The organism is Fibrobacterota bacterium, assembly GCA_019509785.1.
In the GTDB taxonomy this organism is placed as follows: domain Bacteria; phylum Fibrobacterota; class Fibrobacteria; order UBA11236; family UBA11236; genus Chersky-265.
In genome coordinates this window covers 231376-247844 of record JAEKLQ010000024.1, presented here as the reverse complement: position 1 = coordinate 247844, position 16469 = coordinate 231376, and the positions used below count along the sequence as shown (strand labels likewise).

Genomic DNA, 16469 nt, shown 5'->3' with positions numbered 1-16469 from the left:
TTTTTGTGCCTAATAATTGCGGGGTTCGATGCGCGTCCAGGCCTCGGCGATCTGATCGGCGGTGCGCACCGGGCGCGAGAGGCGAACGGCATCGACCGTTCCCTTGAAGGGGATATTGAATCCGGCATCGTCGGCATTGCCGATGCCCAAATCGAAGACCGAACTGTATTCAGGATTACCCGTCCCGGAATACGCGGTCGAAGCCGCCAGGCCCCCGTTCAAGTACATCTTCAAGGTTTGGCCATCGAAGGTGACGGCCACATAGGACCATTCCCCCACGGGCAAGGCGACGTCGGTATACCACCAAGTGCTTCCGAACCAGGCGGCCAGCTTCCCGTCGAAGGCGGAGACCCCGTATTGCCAGGACTTGTCGATGAAATGGGAAAAGCCCGGCTGCACCGCATCGTAACGAACGAGCGCTTCCAGCGTACCCGACCGCAAGGAGAGCGCCGGGGTGTTCGGGAAGGCGACCAGGAATTTTTGCCCCGCATCCGCTTGTAAATGCACCCCGGAGCCGAAGAGCGCGGGCACGAAAGCGCCGGCCTGCATGGAGCCTTGGGCTTCCGTGACCCGGTTGACGAGTGTGCAGTCGAAATCGGCCAGGAAAACCGTGCCGCTATCCAGGGCGAATGGGCTGACGGGATCTTTCACGGGCTTAGGGTTCGGCTTGGGATGGGAGTTATCCTGGAAGGGCCGCACGCGGGCGCTCAGGACGACGTCATTGACTCCGGGCAAGCAGCCCATAAAAAGGAGCGGGGCAAGGGAGAGCAGAACAGCTTTCATGGTCGGACCTTTTTCCTGAGACGTGGGCGCGACCTGGAATATATATCCCGCTTACGCCGCCCACAATAGGTCCAGACGCGGAAGGACGGGGCCCAAGGCCCCGGAACGGACAAGCACTAGCGAAAATGGTGACAGAGGGCGCCGGTCAGGCGAGGATATCCAGCAAATCCCCCAGCATCTGATCCTTGGTCTTGATGACCTTGGTCTGGATGGCCACGTCCTCCTTGTCGGAAGGGAGTTCGGCCATATCCTTATCGAGCTGGGTATCGCCCTCCGGATCGGCGAGGCGCTTGGCCCGCTCGGCATTGCGGGCGAAGGCCTTTTGCATGCCCTGGATGGAGGAGGTGGAATCCAAGGAGGAGACGCTTCCGATTTCCATGTCCAAATTATAAGGACGCCGCACTCCCGGGTCCAGGGCGCGGGGCGGCGCGGCGGACGCTCCGGTGCCGGAGCTTGGGGCGTTTTTGGGCCCTTAGAGCCGACCTAGAAGGGATCGATGGCGATGCGGCCCATCGGCCCGCCGTGCAGCCCGATATCGTTGCGGCTGCCGTCGCGATCGCGGAAGTCCTTGCCGGGATGCCCCGCGTCGATCAGCTTGGAGTATTTGGAAAGGACGTACGGGCCTTTTCCGAGCGGCTCGTACTCCTTCTTCCGCTTCGCTTTCGATTTGGCCTTGGCTTCTTCCTTGGCGCGGGCCTTGGCTTCGAGCTGGGCCAATTCGGGATCTTTCACCAGATGGGCGGGAGTGGTTTCGGCCACGTCGGCCTCGCGCGCGGCGTCGTAAGCGGCCGAGCCCACGAAGATGGGATCGGCGGCGAGGTTGCCGAAGGCATCGCAGGCATCGCCGTTGGCGTTCTTCGCCGACGAGTCGAGCAGGGCATAGGGGCATTTGTAGCAAGCCTCTTCCCGATTGCCCCAGAAGGCGTTGTAGCGGGCCTGGATGGCAGGGCGGCCGTCGGCCCAGATCCCGTAGGCGCGGTTCTGGGCGAAGAGATTGTTGGCGATGCGCGGGCCGGCCTTGCGGATCACGAGGCCGGCGCTCAGGTTCCCGATGAAGTCGCAATTGACGATGCCCACGTCGCCGCGCAGCCCCGCCAGGATGCCGGTGTTGTTCCCTTCGAACAGGCAATGATGGATGAAGAATCCCGCCTTCTCCGCGGCGATGGCCTGATTGGCCCCCCGAAAGACGGCGAATCCGATCTCGGCCATGCCCTCTTTCTGCCCCGTCAGCCGCAGGCCGTCCCAGCCGATGGCGCCCGCTTTCGGGCTTTCCGGCTCGAACACCACGGGCTTGTCTTCGCTGCCGAGCACGTACAGGGTGCCTTCGGCCTTGATGCCGGTATACATCGAATCCGACCAATCCACCTGGTCGATTTTCCTCTTCTGCAGCTCGCAGGGCCTGGGCTTGGCGAAGCGGACGGTGACGCCCGGGCCGATGCGCAAGCGGGAGGTGGCCGGGATGAAGATGTCGCCGGTGACCAGATAGGGGGAATCGTGGGCGTTCCATTCGGTGGCCAGCTCATAGGTGCCGCATACTTCCGTGTCCGCGTTTAGACCGGAAACGCAGAGGACAGAAAGGGCAAGGGCGGCCGCGCCGATACGCACCGGGGAGGAAATCATCCCGCTCATTCTACGAATTCGGTCCGGCCTCCTGCAATCAAGCTTTCTGGGCCAAACGCAACATCTGGGCCGCCGCGAACCCGGCCCCGAAACCGTTATCGATATTGACCACGGTGAGCCCGGAAGCGCAGGAGTTGAGCATGGCCAAGAGCGCAGCCATGCCTTGCAGGGACGATCCGTAACCGATGCTGGTCGGCACGCCGATGACGGGCGCCTTCACGAGCCCGGCGACCACGCTGGCGAGCGCCCCTTCCATGCCCGCCACCGCGATGATGACGGTGGCCTTCCGGAGCGCGGGCAACTGGGCCAGCAGCCGATGCAAGCCGGCCACGCCCACGTCGTAGACGGTCTTGACCCGGCAGCCGAGCAGGCGGGCGGTGAGCGCCGCCTCTTCCGCCACGGGCAGATCGCCGGTGCCGGCCGCCACCACCAGCACGCTACCGCGCCGCAAGGCATGGCGGGCGCGTAACGCCGGCGTTCCCGCGTACCAGATCGCGCGCGCGGCCGCATCGTAGCTAAGGCGCGGAAAGCGGGGCCGTAGGCGTTCCCAAACCTCGGGCGGGGCGCGCGTGACCAGGAGCCGTCCGGAGCGCGCCAGGATGCGCTCGGCCAAGAGCACGATTTGTTCCGGGGTCTTGCCTTCCCCGAAAACCACTTCCGGAAAACCCTTGCGGGCCTCGCGCCCATGATCGAGGCGGGCGAAGACCACTTTTTCCTCTCTGTCGGAATTCTTTGCAGCCAGGGATTCGCTGAGGGATTGGCGCGACCGGATCAGCATACGAGCGCGGGCAAGGCGATCATGGGGAGCCGATTTCCGTGAATTAGGACGAGGCATGGGGGGAGCGCATCGCGCGCTGGTAAAATCATAGCAAAATCATGCGTCCACGCTCACCACCCTCTTTGCGACCATGGCGAAACGGGACCGGTTCGCCCGTTATCGGTCGGGAGAATCGCGCTGTGCGAAAGGCCTCGTGGGCCTTACTATAGCTAGGTTCGCGATCGAAGGGGACCATCGATCCTATGACATTATTGGATATCCATGGCCAGGGCAAGCCTACGGCCCTTCCAGCGGTCAAGCCGTTTACGGCCCGCGCCCCGGCCCCCCGCACCCTGGCCTTGTTCGAAACCATCCTCGACAATCCTTTGCTTCCCGCCCTCGCCTTCGGGGCCGTCTTCCACCTGGCCCGTTTCGGAATGCATGTCGCCGTGCATGGCACGGCCGCGGGTTTCCTGCCTGCCCAACCCTTGCCCTGGCTCGCATGGCTGCCCGAATTCGTGGTGCCCTACGGCGGGCTATGGGCCATCGCCTCCGCCTACCGCAAGGCCAACCAGGGGATGCATGATCGCATCCTGGAGGGCCTGGAGCGCGGCAACGAGATCCAGAAGGTTTCCATCCTCGGCTTCGCCAAGATTTCCGAGGTGCGCGATCCCGACACCGGCGATCATATCATCCGCATGAGCCATTACTCGCGCATGCTCGCGCAAGAAATGGCCAAGTTCCCGGAGTACTCGGATTACATCACGCGCAGCTATTGCGACGAGATCTTCATCGCGGCGCCGCTCCACGACATCGGCAAGGTGGGCATCCGCGACGACATCCTCAAGAAGCGCGGGGGCCTTACCGCCGATGAGTTCGAGATCATGAAGATGCACACCATCATCGGCGGCGATCTGCTCCACGAGTTGGAGCTGAAGCTGGGATGGCGCACCTTCTACTCCTTGTCCAAGGAGATCGCCTACCACCACCACCAGCGCTACGACGGCACCGGTTACCCGAACGTGCTGGGGTCCACCCGGGCCATGTTCGTCGAGCCCGGGATCGGAAAGCCGCTGAAAGGAAAAGCCATTCCCCTCTCCGCCCGCATAGTGGCGCTGGCGGACGTGTACGATGCCTTGGTTTCGCGCCGCTGTTATAAGGAACCGATCCCGCACGGAAAGGCGCGCGAAATGATCCTGGCGGAATCGGGCCGGCACTTCGATCCCGATTTGGTGCAAGCCTTCCTTCGCATCGAAGAGGATCTCATCCGCGTGTCCAGGGAGTTCAGCAAGTAAGCTCAGGCTAACCGCGCCCCGGCCCTGCCGTGCCGCCGGCCTTGCCGGGCCCCCGGCCTTGCCGGGCCGATTGCCTAATTTCCGCGGTTTGCTAACTTTGACTTTCAGAGTCCCTAACAGAATGGGGTCTCGGCCTCGCTCTAAGCCAGCATTCTGTTAGGGACCCTTATGCATCTCATCGTCACCGGCGGCTGCGGTTTCATCGGATCCAATTTCATCCGCCTGGTCCTCGCCTCCCGCCCTGGCTGGCGCGTGACCAATGTCGATAAGTTGACCTATGCCGGGAATCCGGCCAACTTGTCGGATCTGGCCGGCAATCCCAACTACAAGTTCTTCAAGGCCGATATCTGCGACAGCGCCCTCATGAGCGAGATATTCTCGGCCAATCCGGATGCGGTCGTCCATTTCGCGGCCGAGTCGCACGTGGATCGGAGCATCGCCGGGCCCGAGATTTTCGTCCAGACCAACGTGATGGGCACCCAGGTGTTGCTGGAGTCGGCGCGCAAGGCCAAGGTGGGCCGCTTCCTGCACGTGTCCACCGATGAGGTTTACGGTTCGCTCGGCCCCACCGGGCTATTCAGCGAGACCACCCCCCTGACGCCCAATTCCCCTTACTCGGCCAGCAAGGCCGGTTCGGATTTCCTGGTGCAGGCCTACCACCACACCTTCGGGATGGACACCGTCCTCACCCGCTGCTCCAACAATTACGGCCCGTACCAATTCCCCGAGAAGCTCATCCCCTTGCTGATTTCCAATCTGATGGAAGGCAAGCAGATACCCATCTACGGCGATGGGAAGAACGTGCGCGATTGGCTGCACGTGGAAGATCATTGCACCGGCATATTGCTGGCCCTGGAGAAGGGCCGCGCGGGCGAGGCCTACAATATCGGCGGCAATAACGAGCGCGAGAACATCGAGATCGCCCGCAAGCTGCTCGCCCTGATGGGCAAGGACGAAACCTCCATCCGCTACGTGGAAGATCGCCTGGGCCATGATCGCCGCTACGCCATCGACGCCTCCAAGATCAGCCGGGAGTTGGGGTGGAAGCCGAAGCACGATTTCGACTCGGGCATCAAGTCCACGGTGGAGTGGTACAAGGCCAACGAAAAATGGTGGCGGCCCCTGAAGAAGGGCTGACCGGCTCTAAGCGGAGCCGAAATCATGGGACGGCCCGACCCGACCAGGATCGAATCAATGCGCGCCGGGGTTAAAGGCGATCCCGACCTTCACAGCGGCCTTGCCAAGGGCTTTATCCCGGGTCCATAGCTGATCTCCCGAAATCAGGGCCGAAGCGAGAAGATGGGCATCGGTCCAGCTCAGCCCTGTGCCGTAGAGACGATGCGATTCCACGAATGCGAGGACCTCGTTGTCTTGCGCGGGCAAAGCGCGCGGAAGCCTGCCAATCTCGGCTAAGAACCGCTTTCGGTCCGCGAGGTTCCCGCAAGCCAACTCGCCGATGACGAAAGGATGCATGTCCACCGCTTTTTGGGTGAGCAAATCGGACATGCCGGGCTCGCCGGCGCTCAGGAAATGGATCCACACCGAGGTATCCGCCAGCACCTTCACTTGCGCGACCAGGGCCGCTTGCGGGAAACGGGCTTAAGGTTCTTCATGGTCCCGCCCATGGCCGCCAGGCGCTTATAGGCCGCGTCCACGACCAAGCTTTCCAAGGCTTTCCGTACCAAAGCGGTTTTCTCGGTGATCCCCGTGGCCTCGGAGGCCTTCCGCAACAATTCATCGTCGATATTGATCGTAGTCCGCATATGCATAAAGATGCCTCCCGGATGCATACAAGTCAATTGCCTTCCGTGCGGGAAGATAATCCTCTTCCCGCCTTGCGCATGTGGGCGCGATTAACTCCATTATGGGGATGCGACTCGTCTTCATGGGCACGCCCGAATTCGCCGTCCCCTTCCTGGAAGCCCTGCAGGCCCGCCACCAAGTCTCCCTGGTGGTCACGCAGCCGGATAAACCCAAAGGGCGGGGCATGAAGCTGGCGGCCCCGCCGGTGAAGGAAAAGGCCCTCGCCCTGGGCCTCCCGGTGGCGCAGCCCGTATCGCTCAAGACGCCGGAGTTCCATGACCTCATCAAGGCCCAAGCCGCCGATCTGCTGGTCGTGGTCGCCTACCGCATCCTGCCCGCGACCCTGTTTCCCTTGGCCCGCTTCGGGGCCGTGAACGTGCACGGTTCCCTTTTACCCAAGTACCGCGGGGCCGCGCCCATCCAATGGGCCATCGCCAACGGGGAAAAGGAAACGGGAGTGACCGTGTTCCAACTGGACGCGGAAATCGATCATGGCCAAGTCCTGGCGCGGGCGAGAACGCCCATCGGGCCGGAAGAAACCTCGGCGGATCTCTTCGCGCGGTTGCGCGAATTGGGCCGCGATACCTTGCTTCAGGCCCTCGACGATCTGGAAGCGGGACGGTCCCGGACCGAAACGCAGGATCATTCGGCCAGCACTCCGGCGCCCAAGCTCAAGAAAGAGGACGGCAAGCTCGATTTCGCCCTGCCCGCCCAAGCCTTGCACGATCGCGTGCGCGCCTTCAACCCGTATCCGGTGTGTTACGCGGCGCAGGCGGGCTCCGCCCGCGTACTCCGCGTGCATGCGACCCGGCCCGTGGACGAGCCGCCGGCGGCGACGGAGAGCGCCGAACCCGGAACGGTTCGCATTGGAACCGATCGCTATCCTTACGTCGCGACCGGGCGCGGCTGGCTGATGTTGCGCGAAGTGCAATGGGAAGGCAAGCCCCGGGTGTCCGGGCCCGACTTCGTCAACGGACTGCAACCTGCCGAGCGCGAAAACTTCCGGTTGTCGTGAGAAGGCCGAAGTGAGAGGGCCGGAATGAGCGTAGCCGGCTACGCGGCGCGCGAAGCCGCTTTAGGCATCCTGCGCGCGCAGGAATCGGAAGGCCCCAGTAAGGAAGGCCCCTTCCTCAAGGATCTGTTCCCGCTCCATACCAACGACCTTCCCAAGTCCGATCGCGGCTTGGTCCGAACCCTTTGCCTGGGGGTCGTGCGGAACCGCTCCCTGCTCGACTACAATATCGACGCTTACGCGCCGAAGCCTCCGGGGCCCGGCACCCTGCGGTCGATCCTGCGGCTTTCCGCATACCAGATGCTTTTCCTGGACGTGCCCGCTTTCGCGGCCGTGAACTTAGGGGTAGAACTGGCCAAACGCCATGCCGGCAAGCATCAAGCCGGCTTCGCCAACGCGCTCCTCAAGAAGATCGCCGCGCAAGGGCTTAAGCGGGCCCCGGGGGAATCCGTCCGCTCCCTGGCCGTGAATTTTTCTCATCCGGAATGGTTGGTGCGGCGTTGGCTCAAGCGCCTCGGCGCCCAGCGCCTCAAGACCACCCTCGCTCGCAACAACGAAGAGGCCCCCGCGTTCATCCGCGCAAATCCGGCCCGCGCTTCGAAGGCGGACGCCGCGGTGGCGGAAGTCCGGGCCGGCCTCGCCGTCTTGGGTCTTTCGGCGGAACCGGAAGCGGACGCGCCCCTATTCCTGCGTCTCATGGGATCGAGCGAGGTCGCCTTGCATTCGGACCTCTTCGCCCGCGGAGCCTTCGCGTTCCAGGATCCCGCCGCCGGGCTCATCGCGCGCCTGGCCGCCTGGCGGCCTTCCGAATCCCTGCTGGACCTCTGCGCCGCTCCCGGAGGCAAGGCCGCCTGTCTGTTGGAATATTCCCTCGCCGCGGAAAAAGCCGGCGGCCGGGCCGCTGTCGCTGCGGTTCCCTCCGGAACGCCCGCATCCGCCGCTCCCATCGTTTGCAACGATCTTTCCTTCCGCCGCTTGCGCCGCATCCGGGATGCCCGCGAGCGCCTCGGGCACGATCGGCTCCGGCCCGTGGTGATGGATCCCGCGCACGCCGCCCTACGCGGGCGATTCGATTGCATCATCGTGGACGCCCCGTGCAGCAACCTGGGCGTGATCCGCCGCCGGCCCGAAGCCCGTTGGCGCCATGTGCCGGGGGATTTCGCCCGCCTGGCGGCCTTGCAAAAAGGCCTGCTCGCCGATGCCGCCCGCCTTGCCTCCGAGCGGGGGCGCATCCTCTACGCCACCTGCAGCCCGGAAGAGGAGGAGTCCCTGGAGGTGGTGGAAGCCTTCCTCGCCGCGCACCCCGATTGGCGCCTCGACGACGCGTCCGCCTATCTGCCCGCCTTCGCGATCAAGCGCGGATGCCTATGGCTGCATCCCGGCGAATCGGAATACGACGGATTCTTCGCCGCCCGCCTGGTCCGCCGCGGATGAAGGGATTGCCGCCCCCCTCCCTCGTGTTTTCTATTCTTGATCTCCCAGCACGGAGGCGATTCGTGAAGCCCTTGCATCGGTCCGCATCCCGCAGCATTCCCGCCCTCATGGCCGTCCGATTTATCGCTGGCCTGACCGCCGGCGCCGCTTTCCCCGCTTTGGCCGCGGATGCGCCGCCGGCTTGGGAGCAGGGCGGCGTGCCGGCCGAGAATACCTTCCTCCTGGATCGGAATCGTGAACCCGAGAACCACTTCCTGTTGAATGGCGAAGAAGGTTTCGTGGCCGGGAAGGAGTTCTACCAGAACGCCGGCGACGTGCTCCCGTTCTTGTGGCCGTCCCATCCCTACCTGCATTACGGCCCGGACCGGCGTTGGGAGGCGGACAGTTCCATTTTCTCCTACTCGGCCACCGGCGCCAATGCTCCCGGGGAAGGCGCTTCCCCCTTCGTCCAATCCGAACTGGCCTGGTCGCCGATGGATGCGCTTCGCCTGCACGCCGCCCTCGATCAGAACGCCCTTTATTCCCAAGCCACCTTGCCCGCGCGCAAGTTCATGTCCACGGCGGAGAACAAGGGCGATTGGGCCTGGTTCGGCGGCGACGGGCCCATCCGCAGCCAGGCCGCCTTGGGCGCGGCCTACATCCGCCGCGGGGCCACCCTGGGGCTGCAGGCCAACCAAGGATGGTGGTGGACCGCTTCGCCGGTGACGGGGCAGGTGTACCCCTGGCAGGGATTCAACTTCGACTTCCATTACCGGGATGGCGAGGGCTTCACCTTGTCCCTGGTGGAGCAGCAATGGGATTCGCCTAGCCCGTTCCAATTCGACAAGTCGCATTGGCGCCGTTCCGAACTCGACTTGAGCTTTTTAGGCTCCTCGGAGGAAACCTGGAAATGGCAGTTCGATATCGGCTATGAGCGGAGGGCGATGAACTCGCAAGGCGCCTTCGGGGAGTTCGAAGAGAAGGAGTATCCCTTCCGGTTCCGTTACCAGCAGGATTGGACCGCTCCCGATTCCATGCCTTTGCGCATGGTCTCGCAAGGGTCGCTGGGTTACCGCGAAGGCATGTTCCAGGCCCAGCATGGCACCGAGTTCCGGGAGCCCTTCGGTTCCCATCAACCCCTCCAATTCCTCAAGGGATATTACCACTACGCCTTCAAAGGCTATACCGTCCCCACCGAGTACCTGAGCGCCGACTCCCAGGCCGTGGGCCGCTTCCAGCCGGGTCAGCAGAACCGGGGCGTGGTGGCCGGCGCCGAATACCGCGAGGTGCGGAAGCATTTCCAGGCGGGGCTAGCGGCCGATTACGCCATGGAATGGGAGTTGCCCCTGTTCCACGGCTCCCTGTTCGATAGCGGAGACGGCATTCTCCTACGACGGGGAGGCTACGTGGGCAGCGATTTCTGGGTGGCCAATTCAGGCGGAAGGCTGTTCGCGTCCGGGGAGCTGGGGCCGCAGGGGAATTGGAAAGCCGAAGCGGGCCTGCGCCGGTTCCGCGGCCATGACGCCGACAGCCTGGAGTTCCTCCCCAGCCCTTGGTGGCTTTCCGCCGGGTCGGGCTATGGGTTGACCTGGAAAGGGGCCAAGACCCGCATCGATGGGCAGGTCGCCTACGTGGGCCCCAAGGAAGTGCGCCATTGGGGTCCGGTCTTCAAGATAACCTCGCACTGGGAGAACCAATTTTCCTTGTCCCAAAGCCTGTTTTCGGAAAAACTGAAGCTGACGGTGGCGGCGCTGCATGCCTTCGGAGCGGATATCCGGGAGCAGCCCAACGGGAATCCGGTCCGCTTCCGCGTGGCGGGGAGCCTGGACGGATCGTTCAACTAAAGGCGCGCTCGCCTCAGCGCGCGGCTACGCGCTGTTCCAACATTTTCTGTTCCGCCTCCGAGGTCTTGGCCCTCAACTCCATCTTGAAAAGCTCCGGGCTCCAGGCGGTGCGCAGGCAGTACTGGCTCGGGCTTTCCCGGACCGGCTTGACCTCCGGCTGCTGACCCGGATTTAAGCGTACTTGGGAGACCGGGGCGGCCCAATCCGGGGGATCGGGAACGTCCGGAGCGGCCAAGGCGCGGTTGGCGAGGAAGCCGTAGCAGGGGCCGTTGCCATCCGTCTTGCGGCTTTCGACGAAACTCCAGCCATTCCCCATGTCGGTCAAAACCGCGACTTCGTCCCCGAGATCGAAATGGCCCAGGCTGGCGGAAAGCCGGGAGGGGTACTTGCGGAATTCCACCGAGGCCCATTTCACTCTTGCCTTCTTGCCCACGCTGGGCGCCGGGCTTTCGCGCTTCCATTGTTCCAAAAGATCGCTGGCCGGGAAAGCCAACAGGTAGGCGGCCATGTAGGCGGTGTCGCCGGTGACGGTTTCCACCTGCACCCATTTGCCCACCACCTTCAATACGTGTAGCGGTTCATCCTGCTTGCGCACCCCGAGGATCTTGGAGTCCAGCGAGGGGCCCGATCGCAAACGCGCGATATCGACCTTGACGCGGGCCGTGCAGTTGCCGAAGGCGATGGGATTGTCGGGAAGGGAAGCGTACACCTGGGCGGCCACCGGGGCGACGCCGAAAAGGCCCAGGGTCCCTAACAGAATGCGGGGACTTAAGCATAGGAGGAGTTTACGCACGCGCACGGGGCACTCCTTGATCGATCGGCGAAAGCGCTTGCAGGGCCGGCGGGACGGGTCTCGTCTTCGCCGTCGCCTTTCAAAAATTATAGGGCCAGGTTCCGGGGGGAATCAAGAGGAGAAGGCGTGGTGATGGCCCCGATTTGCGGGCCTAAAAAGCCCGCAAAGGAGGGCGGGCGAAGGGCGAGGCGGAATTAGCCGAGGAAACCGCGCAGGAGCCGGCCAAGGGCCTTTGTGGAAAAGGAGTTTTCGAAGACCTGGCGGGCGTTCGCCCCCAGGCTGGCCCGGAGTCCCGGGTCGCCGCGTAAGGCCAGGATGCGGTCGGCCAGGGCTTGCGGATCGGCCGGCGGCGCCAGGGCGATGTTTTCGCCATCGGAAAAATAACGGCGGATGGCGGGCGAGTCGCGGGTGAGGAGGGGCTTGCCCATCGCCGCCGCCTGCACCACCTTGTTCGGCACCACGTTCGCCGCCTTCAGGGTGTCCCCGAAAATGCCCAGGCATAGGTCGGCATGCGCCAGGTAGGCGGGAAGCTCCGCTTCGGGAACGTTCGGGAGGAAGCGGAGGCCGGGAATGTCCCGGGACCGCGCCCGGGCTTCCACTTCGGCCCGGGTCTGCCCGCTCCCGATCAGGGTGAAGGCGATGTCCTTGCCGCGCAAGAGCGCCGCCGCCTCCACGATCCATTCCGCCCCTTGCAAGGGGATATAAGATCCGTAGAAGAGCACTTGGAACGCGGCGCCGCCGGCCGCATAGGGCGAAGGCAGGGACCCGGGCGGGCGAGGATGGAAATGCGCTTCCGGGACGCCTACGGGAAGCACCAGGGAAGGCTTGCGCAACCGGTACTGGGCGAAGAAGTAATCGCGATGCTCCTGGGTATCGAAGAGGAGGCGATCGGCGGCATGGGTGGAGGACCAATCCTGCCAGCGGCAAATCCAGGCTTGCAACCCGCCGGGGCGGTACAGCTTCCGATCCTCGATGCGCGTATTGTAGCGGGAAAGGAAAGGATCGAAAACGACCTCGCGCCCGGTAAGCCAAGCCAGCAGCTTGATGAACGGGACCAGCCGATGGCCGCCTTCGGTGACAAGCACCCGGCGCACGCGGGGGAAGATCTTAAGGTAACCGAACCCGAGGATGAGATGGCGCCAGGGGAAGGGCGCGCGCGAATGCACGTCCAGAACGGGATAACCCGCATCTTCCAGCGCCGCGCGGAGGCTACGGTTGCGCGGGTAATCCAACTCATGATGCCCAAGCAGGCAGACGGTTTCAGGGGCGCGGGGCATTGAACTTCTTCCATTTGCCGCGCGCATGCCAGCCGAAGGCGGCGCTGGCGGCGGCGAAGGCGGCGATGTCGGCGGGAAGGCCGGGCTTGGCCAGGAAGTGCAGGGCCGTCGCCGCGAGATAGAAAAGAGAGCCGGTCAGGAGCGGGCTCAGGTATTCCCATTGCAGGACGGGCGAACGCGCGTAGGCCCACACCCCGCCGAACGCGACCAGTCCGCCGAGCAAGGTGGCCACGCCGGTGGCGAAGGCGGCGCCCTCGGCGCCGTAATGGGGGATGATGAGGTAGTTGAGCGCCAGGCTGGAGAGGATGAAGGCGACCTGGGAGACGGGGATCATGAAGGTGCGCCCGAGCCCGATCAAAAGTTGCGCGGAGAAGGATCCCAAGGTCGCCCCCAGGTTGAAGAAGGTGGCGATGGCCAATACCCACATGCCCGGGGCGTACACGGGGGAGATGAGCCACAGTATTTCCCGCCCGAAGATGAGGGCGAGGAACACGAAGGGGACCTGTACGGTGGTGACCATCCAGGTCGCGTAATTGAAGTTGCGTCGGCGTCCCGCGTCCACGCCCTCGGCGCCGGTGGAGAAAACCGAAAGCATGATCCCGTCGAAGGACTGGCGCAGCGAGCGCAGGGTATTGGAGATCATCACGATGACGGAATAGATCTCCACTTCGCGGATGCCGGAGTAGCGGCCCAGGAGCAGGATGTCGAAGCGGTAGGCGAAGCTCATGAAGAAATCGGTGCTGGCCAGGGGCAGGGAGAAGCGGAGCAAGGACCGCGAAGGGAAGGCGGAGAAGGCCCAGTCCTTCCAGTTGACCTGGTAATTGCGGAGGAAGCCCACCATCGCGAGCGCCAAGCCGGCCAGGTTGCCGCCCAGGTAAGGCAAGGCGAGCCCGACCGATTTCAGCGGCGTGTAGGACAGCGCCAGGGCCGGGCCATAGATGAGCACGGGAACGATCAGGTTGCGGATCATCAGGCCGAAGACGAGCACGCGCTTGTTGAGGAGGGATTGCAGGAAGAGGAGGGCGCAGGCCTGCACCGGCACGCTGGCCATGAACAAGGCGAAGGTTAAGGCCGGGGAGTGCGGCATGGAGGCGGTCCACGATCCGAAGGTGGGCAGGTAGCCCGCGTATTGGGCCAAGGCCCCGAAGAAGAGAAGCCCGGACAGCAGGAAGACCAGGTTCACGCAGCGGCTGAAACGGCGCACGAAGACGCCGTCGTTCTCGCAGCGCGCGTAGATCCACACTACGCCGCGGTCCAGCCCCAGCGAGCCCAGGCGCGTAAGCAGAAGGATGAGAGATTCGTAGTACTTGAACATGCCCCATTCGCCGCCGGCATAGGCCCTGGCGCAGAGGAGCACGAGCAAGGGTTCGGCCGCCTTGGACACGTTGTCCAGAAGCATGAAGCGGGAGCCGCGATTGATGAATTCGCGATGGCCTTGGGCCGAAGCGGCCGGCCCGGCCGCGGGAGGGGGATCCTGGGAGGGCGGCATGTCCTGGCGAAATGTACTAAGAGCCCAGCTACAGCCGGGGCGGGCACGGAGCCGGGCTTTTGGACGCGCGGAGGTTAAGGAGGTTAATAGGGTTCGTCCACGGACAGGTTCAGGACGATGCCCTGAGTGCCGTGGAAGCCCAGCTGGCAGCGGAAGAGATAGATGTCCGGGCGCCGCACGCGGATGCCGAAGCCCCAGGAGTTCTTCAGCCCGTCCCAATAGTCGATCTGGTCCCAGGAGCGGCCGAACACGCCGTACTCGTCGAAGATCACCCCGTCCACCAGCCGCATGACCGGGAAGCGGTACTCCGCCCCCGCCGACAGGACGGCGTAGTCGCGGAACCGGCTGCCGCTGTAGCCGCGCAAAGGGGTGTCGTTGCCCAGGGTCTGCAGGCCGTAGACCGGCATATGATTGCCGGGCACCTCGAAGCTTTGCGCCGCGTATACGTGCGTCGCCAGGACCTTGCGGTTGAAAAGCTCCTTCTTGAGGTTTTCCAATTCCATTTTCTTCAGGACCTTTTGCATGGAAAGGCCGCCGGCCTTGCGCTCCTCGTCCGTGGAGATCTCGTATTTTTCCTTCCCGAGCTTGAAATAATTGGAGAGCGAAAGCTCCCAGGCATGGAAGTTATGGTTGGCGTCGGTGAGATGGTATTGCCAGGACGCATCGAAATCGCTCCCGCCCAGCACGATGTTCTGGTTGTTGCGGGTATCCCGGGTGAGGCCCACCGCCACGATATGATCGTGCCAATTGGATTGCAGGCCGCGCATCTGTTCGTCAAGGCTATCGTTCGCATCCTTAAGGAAGCCCGCGCGTTCTACGAACGGTTTGTTATCGGTCGGGGAATTCCCGTAATGGTTGTCGCGGAACACGTATTGGCCGCGCACGGCGAGTCTTTCGTACAAGAGATGGGAGATGCCCAGGGAGAGCGCCGTGGAAGTGTCCGCATAGGACCAGAAGATGGGGGTGCCCGGCATGTTGAAGGACTGGTTCTTGGCGTGGGTGAGGGTCACCGAGAGCTTGGAGTTCAAGCCGCTGCCGGCCATGTCCGCTGCGGTGGCGTAGGTACGCATCTTCCAGTCGCCGTTCACGAAGAAATTGGTCATCAGCACCGCCCGCTCGCTGGACCGGCCGAACAGGGTTTGATCGCGCAAGGTGAGGCCCGTGGACGATCCCGTTCCCGGGGCCAGGTTCATGGTGGGATAAACCATGATCTGGCCTTCATTCCCGAAGCTGATCAGCTTAATGGTTCGATCGATGACGTTCTGGTTGAGCATGTAGCGGAGCGGGGGCTTGGTGGGATAGAGCACCGCCTTGACGGCCGGCACCAGCACCACTTCCACCGGCAAGGTGACTATTTGGAGGAAGGGATAAGAGATGTAAGTGTAGAGGCGGTGGCCGATCGAATCGGGACCCGCCGCCTCGGTCGCGTCCGAGTCGTCCAAATCGGAATCGACCTCGGCCTTGCTTTTCCCGGAATCGGAGGACCGGGAAGAATCCGGCGAGGGAGCGGCCGAATGGGCCAGGCGCGGATGGGCCAGGCATAGGCATAACGCGAGCATGGGGCCAAAAGGCCACCGTGCCCTAAGGCGTCTGCACGCCCGGAATCCTTCGCGGTAGGTCATCATGTTATGCGCGGAAGCGAACGCGTATAAGATACCTGTCCCCTCATGGTAATGCCAGGATGAACGATGCCGAGGCCGATTTTACTATCCAGAGGCGAAGGAAGGAAGCGGGAATCCCGCGGGGAATCCGATGGAAACGGAAGCGAACGCCAATCAGGAGCCGGAAAGCGGGAAGAAAGCCTTCGCGAGCGCGAAAGCGAACGCGCCCAGCACGCTGCCGCCGATGATATCGCTCAAGTAATGGACCCCGAAGAGCACGCGCAAGGCGCCCAACAGGATGGGAATGGCGATGGCGGGCAGGAACAAGACCGGGAAATGGGCGGCCAAGGTGAGGGCGACCGCCAGGTTGTTCATGGTATGGCCCGAGGGGAAGCTGTATTTATCCAGCGGAGGCACCAGCGGTTTGATCGGCAGTCCCTTTTCGTATGGTCGCAACCTGCGCCCGATGAACTTGACCGGGAAGTAGATGGCCAGGCTGATGGCGAAGGCCAGGATGCAATGCAACACCACGCGTTCCATCTCGGCGAAAGGCAGGAAGAGCCAAAGCGCGCAGGCGATGAGGGCCCAAATCCACCCGTCCCCGCTACGCACCAACAGGATGAGGGAATAGGCCACGGACTTGGGCAGATTGACGGCGGCCAAGAGCCGGAAAAACGCCATGTCGAGGGCGGTCACGCGGCCGGTGATGGCCCCGAAAGCGGTGGCGATGCGGGCGGTGGGTTCGGTTTCGGTTGCGTCCATGAGTGCCAAGGGTCCTAAAG

The 16469-nt window shown here is 63.6% G+C and carries 16 protein-coding genes; 5 read left to right on the top strand and 11 right to left on the bottom strand.

Features of this window, described 5'->3' with window-relative positions; translation table 11 throughout:
* Positions 1 to 9: 9 nt before the first annotated feature.
* The 4 genes from JF616_04060 to larB form a co-directional block, all read right to left on the bottom strand.
* Positions 10 to 783, bottom strand: a complete 774-nt coding sequence (locus JF616_04060) for a LamG domain-containing protein (protein MBW8886914.1) — start codon at positions 781 to 783, stop codon at positions 10 to 12.
* A 145-nt stretch (positions 784 to 928) separates the two neighbouring features.
* Positions 929 to 1162, bottom strand: coding sequence for a hypothetical protein (locus JF616_04055; GenBank protein ID MBW8886913.1), 234 nt, complete (start codon positions 1160 to 1162; stop codon positions 929 to 931).
* Between the two features lie 104 nt (positions 1163 to 1266).
* The gene (locus tag JF616_04050) at positions 1267 to 2403 is read right to left on the bottom strand and encodes a right-handed parallel beta-helix repeat-containing protein (protein ID MBW8886912.1); all 1137 of its coding nucleotides are present in this window, start codon (positions 2401 to 2403) and stop codon (positions 1267 to 1269) included.
* Positions 2404 to 2440: 37 nt separating this feature from the next.
* On the bottom strand, positions 2441 to 3181 hold the full coding sequence (larB, locus tag JF616_04045; GenBank protein ID MBW8886911.1) for a nickel pincer cofactor biosynthesis protein LarB: 741 nt from the start codon (positions 3179 to 3181) through the stop codon (positions 2441 to 2443).
* Positions 3182 to 3423: 242 nt separating this feature from the next.
* Here larB and JF616_04040 point away from each other — a divergent pair, with 242 nt between their 5' ends.
* Together JF616_04040 and rfbB are read left to right on the top strand one after the other, a co-directional pair.
* Positions 3424 to 4455 carry an HD domain-containing protein gene (locus JF616_04040; protein MBW8886910.1) on the top strand — a complete coding sequence of 344 codons (1032 nt, stop codon included), beginning with the start codon at positions 3424 to 3426 and terminating at the stop codon, positions 4453 to 4455.
* Positions 4456 to 4623: 168 nt separating this feature from the next.
* Positions 4624 to 5592 carry a dTDP-glucose 4,6-dehydratase gene (gene rfbB, locus JF616_04035; GenBank protein ID MBW8886909.1) on the top strand — a complete coding sequence of 323 codons (969 nt, stop codon included), beginning with the start codon at positions 4624 to 4626 and terminating at the stop codon, positions 5590 to 5592.
* 54 nt (positions 5593 to 5646) lie between these two features.
* On the opposite strand, the gene JF616_04030 is transcribed toward rfbB, so the two are convergent.
* Both JF616_04030 and JF616_04025 read right to left on the bottom strand, forming a co-directional pair.
* On the bottom strand, positions 5647 to 5961 hold the full coding sequence (locus tag JF616_04030; GenBank protein ID MBW8886908.1) for a VapC toxin family PIN domain ribonuclease: 315 nt from the start codon (positions 5959 to 5961) through the stop codon (positions 5647 to 5649).
* Positions 5962 to 6017: 56 nt separating this feature from the next.
* On the bottom strand, positions 6018 to 6218 hold the full coding sequence (locus tag JF616_04025; protein MBW8886907.1) for a type II toxin-antitoxin system VapB family antitoxin: 201 nt from the start codon (positions 6216 to 6218) through the stop codon (positions 6018 to 6020).
* Positions 6219 to 6325: 107 nt separating this feature from the next.
* Between JF616_04025 and JF616_04020 the strand changes: the two genes are divergently transcribed.
* The 3 genes from JF616_04020 (at position 6326) to JF616_04010 (ending at position 10527) form a co-directional block, all read left to right on the top strand.
* Positions 6326 to 7273 carry a methionyl-tRNA formyltransferase gene (locus tag JF616_04020; protein MBW8886906.1) on the top strand — a complete coding sequence of 316 codons (948 nt, stop codon included), beginning with the start codon at positions 6326 to 6328 and terminating at the stop codon, positions 7271 to 7273.
* Positions 7274 to 7297: 24 nt separating this feature from the next.
* A complete protein-coding gene (locus tag JF616_04015) occupies positions 7298 to 8704 on the top strand; it encodes a hypothetical protein (protein ID MBW8886905.1) in 1407 nt (468 codons plus the stop codon).
* Positions 8705 to 8766: 62 nt separating this feature from the next.
* Positions 8767 to 10527 carry a hypothetical protein gene (locus tag JF616_04010; GenBank protein MBW8886904.1) on the top strand — a complete coding sequence of 587 codons (1761 nt, stop codon included), beginning with the start codon at positions 8767 to 8769 and terminating at the stop codon, positions 10525 to 10527.
* 13 nt (positions 10528 to 10540) lie between these two features.
* On the opposite strand, the gene JF616_04005 is transcribed toward JF616_04010, so the two are convergent.
* The 5 genes from JF616_04005 to JF616_03985 form a co-directional block, all read right to left on the bottom strand.
* Positions 10541 to 11326: an SH3 domain-containing protein gene (locus JF616_04005; GenBank protein MBW8886903.1), complete on the bottom strand. Its 786-nt coding sequence runs from the start codon at positions 11324 to 11326 to the stop codon at positions 10541 to 10543.
* Positions 11327 to 11514: 188 nt separating this feature from the next.
* The gene (locus JF616_04000; protein ID MBW8886902.1) at positions 11515 to 12597 is read right to left on the bottom strand and encodes a glycosyltransferase; all 1083 of its coding nucleotides are present in this window, start codon (positions 12595 to 12597) and stop codon (positions 11515 to 11517) included.
* Complete coding sequence (locus tag JF616_03995; protein ID MBW8886901.1) at positions 12581 to 14086, bottom strand: polysaccharide biosynthesis C-terminal domain-containing protein; 1506 nt, start codon at positions 14084 to 14086, stop codon at positions 12581 to 12583. Before JF616_03995 ends, JF616_04000 begins: the two co-directional genes overlap by 17 nt.
* A gap of 83 nt (positions 14087 to 14169) precedes the next feature.
* Positions 14170 to 15645 (bottom strand): hypothetical protein, encoded by a 1476-nt coding sequence (locus tag JF616_03990; protein MBW8886900.1) that lies wholly within the window; start codon positions 15643 to 15645, stop codon positions 14170 to 14172.
* A 216-nt stretch (positions 15646 to 15861) separates the two neighbouring features.
* Positions 15862 to 16449 carry a phosphatase PAP2 family protein gene (locus tag JF616_03985; protein ID MBW8886899.1) on the bottom strand — a complete coding sequence of 196 codons (588 nt, stop codon included), beginning with the start codon at positions 16447 to 16449 and terminating at the stop codon, positions 15862 to 15864.
* Positions 16450 to 16469 lie beyond the last annotated feature (20 nt).

What these genes read in the sequence shown, in the direction of transcription:
- JF616_04060 (MBW8886914.1), bottom strand. Translation starts at nt 783, where the DNA reads ATGAAAGCTGTTCTGCTCTCCCTTGCCCCGCTCCTTTTTATGGGCTGC.
- JF616_04055 (MBW8886913.1), bottom strand. Translation starts at nt 1,162, where the DNA reads ATGGAAATCGGAAGCGTCTCCTCCTTGGATTCCACCTCCTCCATCCAG.
- JF616_04050 (MBW8886912.1), bottom strand. Translation starts at nt 2,403, where the DNA reads ATGATTTCCTCCCCGGTGCGTATCGGCGCGGCCGCCCTTGCCCTTTCT.
- larB (MBW8886911.1), bottom strand. Translation starts at nt 3,181, where the DNA reads ATGCTGATCCGGTCGCGCCAATCCCTCAGCGAATCCCTGGCTGCAAAG.
- JF616_04040 (MBW8886910.1), top strand. Translation starts at nt 3,424, where the DNA reads ATGACATTATTGGATATCCATGGCCAGGGCAAGCCTACGGCCCTTCCA.
- rfbB (MBW8886909.1), top strand. Translation starts at nt 4,624, where the DNA reads ATGCATCTCATCGTCACCGGCGGCTGCGGTTTCATCGGATCCAATTTC.
- JF616_04030 (MBW8886908.1), bottom strand. Translation starts at nt 5,961, where the DNA reads ATGTCCGATTTGCTCACCCAAAAAGCGGTGGACATGCATCCTTTCGTC.
- JF616_04025 (MBW8886907.1), bottom strand. Translation starts at nt 6,218, where the DNA reads ATGCGGACTACGATCAATATCGACGATGAATTGTTGCGGAAGGCCTCC.
- JF616_04020 (MBW8886906.1), top strand. Translation starts at nt 6,326, where the DNA reads ATGCGACTCGTCTTCATGGGCACGCCCGAATTCGCCGTCCCCTTCCTG.
- JF616_04015 (MBW8886905.1), top strand. Translation starts at nt 7,298, where the DNA reads ATGAGCGTAGCCGGCTACGCGGCGCGCGAAGCCGCTTTAGGCATCCTG.
- JF616_04000 (MBW8886902.1), bottom strand. Translation starts at nt 12,597, where the DNA reads ATGCCCCGCGCCCCTGAAACCGTCTGCCTGCTTGGGCATCATGAGTTG.
- JF616_03995 (MBW8886901.1), bottom strand. Translation starts at nt 14,086, where the DNA reads ATGCCGCCCTCCCAGGATCCCCCTCCCGCGGCCGGGCCGGCCGCTTCG.
- JF616_03990 (MBW8886900.1), bottom strand. Translation starts at nt 15,645, where the DNA reads ATGCTCGCGTTATGCCTATGCCTGGCCCATCCGCGCCTGGCCCATTCG.
- JF616_03985 (MBW8886899.1), bottom strand. Translation starts at nt 16,449, where the DNA reads ATGGACGCAACCGAAACCGAACCCACCGCCCGCATCGCCACCGCTTTC.